Source organism: Candidatus Saccharimonadales bacterium (assembly GCA_035317825.1).
GTDB lineage: Bacteria > Patescibacteriota > Saccharimonadia > Saccharimonadales > Saccharimonadaceae > DATHGB01.
This window is the reverse complement of sequence record DATHGB010000014.1, coordinates 1-4,845: the sequence shown is the minus strand read 5'-3', so window position 1 is coordinate 4,845 and position 4,845 is coordinate 1. Positions and strand designations below refer to the sequence as shown.

The 4,845-nt window shown below is 43.8% G+C and carries 5 protein-coding genes; 4 read left to right on the top strand and 1 reads right to left on the bottom strand.

The window, feature by feature from the left end; translation table 11 throughout:
* Positions 1-396 precede the first annotated feature (396 nt).
* The gene (locus VK497_02705; protein ID HMI09286.1) at positions 397-1,293 is read right to left on the bottom strand and encodes a hypothetical protein; all 897 of its coding nucleotides are present in this window, start codon (positions 1,291-1,293) and stop codon (positions 397-399) included.
* Between the two features lie 381 nt (positions 1,294-1,674).
* Here VK497_02705 and VK497_02700 point away from each other — a divergent pair, with 381 nt between their 5' ends.
* The 4 genes from VK497_02700 to VK497_02685 all read left to right on the top strand — a co-directional run bounded on the left by VK497_02700 (position 1,675) and on the right by VK497_02685 (position 4,648).
* Entirely contained in the window at positions 1,675-2,661 is a 987-nt protein-coding gene (locus VK497_02700) for a Fic family protein (GenBank protein HMI09285.1), read from the top strand.
* A gap of 54 nt (positions 2,662-2,715) precedes the next feature.
* A complete protein-coding gene (locus VK497_02695) occupies positions 2,716-2,937 on the top strand; it encodes a hypothetical protein (protein ID HMI09284.1) in 222 nt (73 codons plus the stop codon).
* Positions 2,938-3,374: 437 nt separating this feature from the next.
* Positions 3,375-4,343: a hypothetical protein gene (locus VK497_02690; GenBank protein ID HMI09283.1), complete on the top strand. Its 969-nt coding sequence runs from the start codon at positions 3,375-3,377 to the stop codon at positions 4,341-4,343.
* Between the two features lie 101 nt (positions 4,344-4,444).
* Complete coding sequence (locus tag VK497_02685; GenBank protein ID HMI09282.1) at positions 4,445-4,648, top strand: STAS-like domain-containing protein; 204 nt, start codon at positions 4,445-4,447, stop codon at positions 4,646-4,648.
* Positions 4,649-4,845 lie beyond the last annotated feature (197 nt).

The following is a 4,845-nucleotide window of genomic DNA, read 5'->3' as shown; positions in this document are numbered from 1 at the left end:
CTCGCTATGACGCTCTAATATTTCAAGCTCTACAAGTTGCGCAAGGTTCGAGCGTATCGCCGTTTCACTTATGTCGATCTTTTCGATCAATTGAGGTACAGTACATATAAAGTTATTTAGTAAATGATTTATTATTTTCTTCTCAGTCTCGTTAAGCGATTTCCAATTGTCTGTGATCCTATCGAGAACTACATTTGGTGTCGATTTTTATACCGTGTTCGTGCTCCCATTCACCATCAGCTTGAGATAGGTACCATTTCTGCAACCATTCGAGTACATCATTTTTCATGATGGTATTATAACAAAGAAAAAAGTCCTAGCTAAAAACTAAGACTTTTTTCGTGGCTCGAAGTTGTGAACGAACTACGAAACGTAACACGTCTCTAAGAGACTCCGTTAATTAAATGTATAACGCAGATGGTGTGCTAATTGGTTTTCCTGAGCTCCGTCCGACGTGATAGTAACTTCCGGCAGTTCAACATCAAGCTCATGAGTATCCGCGGGTATCTCAGTTAATTTTGGCGCTAGCCAAGTTACTGTCTCTCCCTCTTTTTTATACGCAACCGGATTAGTAGGATCATAGAGAATTCGCTTTCCATTACGACTAATTACGACATACGCGTGAAGTTCAGATTCACCAGGTACCCCTTCGACCACTTGGGATAGGGTGCCTGTCGCAAACTTTGAGTCAATCCCAAGAATGCGAAGTGTATTATGGACCGCTGCAGCCCTCTGGTGACAGACCGCGCCTCCACCTATCTCTGCAATTGAAACATAAGGAGATATATCCCCTTCGTCGCTTATGATATCTGCAGATGCTTGAATAAGTTTTTTCATGCTACCGGCGTATGACCCAAAGTATGCCCACTGGCCGACTTGTGTTCCGCGTATTGCGGCATTTACGTATTTTTTCTCTTCATCAAAGCCTGGGTTAGCAGCTTGGAGGTCACGGTACTGTTTTCGTGTCCATTCAATTAACTTTATATATAGTTCAGGGTCATCCATCAAAAATGGTTTAGTCATAATTCCCATGATCTGCTGCGGACGTTCAGGTACAATGAATTCTTCCGTGCCTTTCGTCTGGGCTGTCATGACTTCTGTACTAGCACCATCTGCGAGTTCCGTCATCCGCTCTGCCACAAATTCAGGTAGTGCTTCTTCAAATTCTTCATCAGAGAGTTCAAATATAGGCACTATACGACTCATCACTTCGTGCAGCTCCCCTTCGTGAGCTTGTAGGTTTCCAGTGTGGAGTGACGGATCTAGAGAGTGGGTTTGTTCTGTTGTAGTCATCTTTTTGTTTTATTGATTTAATCTGTTTAAACAATAACATAATAGTTTCAAATAGTCAATCATTGGCTCGAGGTTGTAAGCGAACTACGAAATACTAGCTTCCAATGAACGATATTTCTCTGAGCTTAAAAATTCCTTCATTCACTACTTAACTATATCAAAAGAACGGTTCGAAAACCGTTCTTTCAATGCCCGTATTGGACGTACTTCGAATTTGGCTCCGGCAGCTGGGCTCGAACTAGCGAATAACCGCTTGATTTTAGGCTCGCCTTACTTTTGCTTATACCTGTTAATTGTCAGATAGTACGCGAAGATACAAGGTCACTTACACGGACATTTACAAGGACACTGGACGCAAAGCATGGTATAATACAAGTATACATGAAGGACTACTCGCCCGTTTATAAAATAACGCCAGTAATAACCAGTCTGGTCTATAAAATCGCTCAGGATTTAGAGCGGATTAACATTATCCGTGAGCAGGTCCTTACACCTCGCCTTCGTCGCGAAAACCGTATTAAGACCATCCGCTCGTCACTATACATAGAGGCAAACACGCTAAGCTTTGAGCAGGTCGCCGATGTCATAGATGGCAAGCCTGTCGTTGGCCCAGCCCACGATATCCAAGAAGTTAAAAGCGCCATCGAAGCATACAATCAGCTGCTCGAATGTAATCCATACAGTGTTAAAGACTTACTATACGAGCATGGGCTAATAACCAAGGACACTGTTAAAGAATCCGGCACATTCCGAAGCCACGGCGTAGGCGTGTTTGCCGGTGATGCTCCAATCCATGTAGCCCCACCGGCAGAACAAGTCCCGCTACTTGTCGAGCAATTACTGGAGTGGGTGAAGGATAGCGACTTGCCGCAAATAATAAAATCTTGTATCTTTCATTACGAATTTGAATTCATCCATCCGTTCGCCGATGGCAATGGTAGGATGGGGCGAATGTGGCAAACCCTGCTTCTATACCAAGAAAATTCGGTATTTGGATGGTTACCGGTCGAGACGATTATCGCGAAACGGCAGGAGGAATACTACACGGCAATCCAGCGTTCGACCAAAGAAAACGACAGCGCCATCTTTGCCGAGTTTATGCTGACAGCGCTGGCCAAAGCGGTGGCGGAGTTCAAGAATAACCAAGGCGTGGTAGGAAAGTCCCTCGATGCCCCTTTGGGTAAAACCGAGCAAGCAGTACTCGCGGCGATTATGAGCAATCCATACGCTACCTATCAAGAGATTGCTGATAAAATTAGTAAAACGTCGAAGACCGTACAGCGTACATTCGCCAGCTTAAAAGATCGCGGACTTATATCCCGGGTAGGTTCGGACAAGACCGGGCATTGGGTAAGTCATGAGAACTAAAAAGTTGAGTGTATTAGTACGGATGGCACAACACCTTACCGAGGGAGCTCAGCTATGAGCACCTTCGTAGATAAGGCAATCAATCCAAAAACCGGCAAACCGCAGCTAGCCCTGTTCCTTGATGATTTCTTTGGTTCGCACCAATATGGTGTCGGCTTCAAAGACGATGGTATTGATGCATCCCTGTACGATACGGCGAACAAAGATTCCGGGTATACGATTTATCCTCTCGAGGAAGTCACAACAGAGCCGGACGAGCAGCACGGAAAGTTATAGCCATGCAGTCCAAAAGTGTTGGTCGACTACCACGATAAAAGTATCCCTTTTCTGGATCGGCAGCTCAAACAGCGCCATCGAGTGTACAAGAAACTCTCATTCGCCCCCGTAGACAGGCTTTTTCTTTGACCCAGTGCAGTTTTAAGCAATGCGGTCAAAAAGAACCTGCTCTATTATGATATAAGCTCGAAAATAGCTAAGATTAAATATTCCATAAGAAAACCTTGGCACATGAGAATATAAGCACGGTAACAACAGCGATGGCCTTTCCGTAGAACGTGAATTGGAAAATACACGCTGGAGGGAGTCTTATGCCAATCATTCTATTTCGGTAGAACGTGAATTGACTTTTTCACGTTCGAGAGAAAATACACATAAATATTCTTTCTCTCGAGCGTGTATTTACAAAAACACGCTCTACCGATACAATAGTAGTCATGAAGATCCATCTATCATTTGGCGATTATCTACGTAATTTTGAGTCGTTCCTCCAGTCTTTCGACCCGTCCGAACCTGATAAACTGGAGATATCGACCCATGACAAGTGGATCAGCGTCCATCCTGTCGTTCTGACAATGATTGCCGCACTTGGACACCGAGTTGGCCCTGACAACATAAAAATTGATGCCATTACAGCTGCCTCAGGACACTATTTAGCTCGTATGCGCCTATTTGAGGTACTCAAGAAGGACTCTCCATACACAATTGCAGAACATGAGTCAGCCGGAAAATTCATACCTTTGACCCAAATACGCACTCAAGAAGAACAAACAAAATTTATTACCGAGATGATCCCTCTGCTACACCTCGAACCTACCCAAGCGGATGCAATCAAGTATATGGTTGGTGAGTTAGTACGAAATGTTTTGGAACATTCATTATCCAAAGATGGTGCTTTTGTTGCAGCACAGTACTACCCTAAAGCAAACATGGTCAGGCTTGGCATATGTGACGCGGGCGTCGGAATTTGGAAAACAATTCATCATTCATGGCCCGCAAGAACTGATATCGATGCTATAAAGCTGGCTCTAACCCCCGGAATCACCGGAACAACTAAACGTGAAGGTGGGACCGAAACCAATGCCGGAGCGGGATTGTTCTTTATTAAATCCATGGCAATGGTCGCGAGGGATTATTTCGTAGTGTACAGCGGAACTGCTTTATATAAACTAACGAAACGCGATAAGCGCACAAAAGGTTTCCCCCGATTGCGCGCTAACCCTAGTAACGATAGACACGCCGAAACCAACAGCGCGCCAAATTTTCCAGGAACCCTTGTTGGCATAGATATATCATTAGATCAAACACTGGAACTTACTACCCTTCTATCGGTTATCCGAAATGCTTACACGGAAGCATTGAAAGAGCGAAAGAAAATTAAATATAAAAGACCTCGGTTTATGTAAAAGGGTAATCTATCACTATGAAAATCATACATATAGTAAAAATTGCGGGCACTTTCGCAGAGAATAAGGATGTTGCGAGAGATGTTAGACTCAAAAATATCATGCCGGCAGTTAAGGATGGAAAAGAAATAATTTTGGATTTCGAGGGTGTCACTGGTGCAACGCAGTCATTTATACATGCTCTTGTCAGTGATGTCATGAGAAAATACGGAACCGATTGCCTCGACTTAATTGGCTTCAAAAACTGCAGCCCGATCGTTAAGGAGATTGTTATAACCGTCACCGAATATATGCAAGAGAGCTAATCCTGTATATCGATAAACATCTCGGTGTTCTGGATTTTCATCATATCGATTCACTTTTAAAATCATTCGCTATTAACAGTGGTGGTTTTTCGCGTTCATAGGTATCAATCGAAGCCGAGCTTAAGAAATGTATCCTTGTTTGCGCCAACTGCCACCGTGAGATTGAACTCGGCCTCCACAAAAAAGAAGCTGTCGAA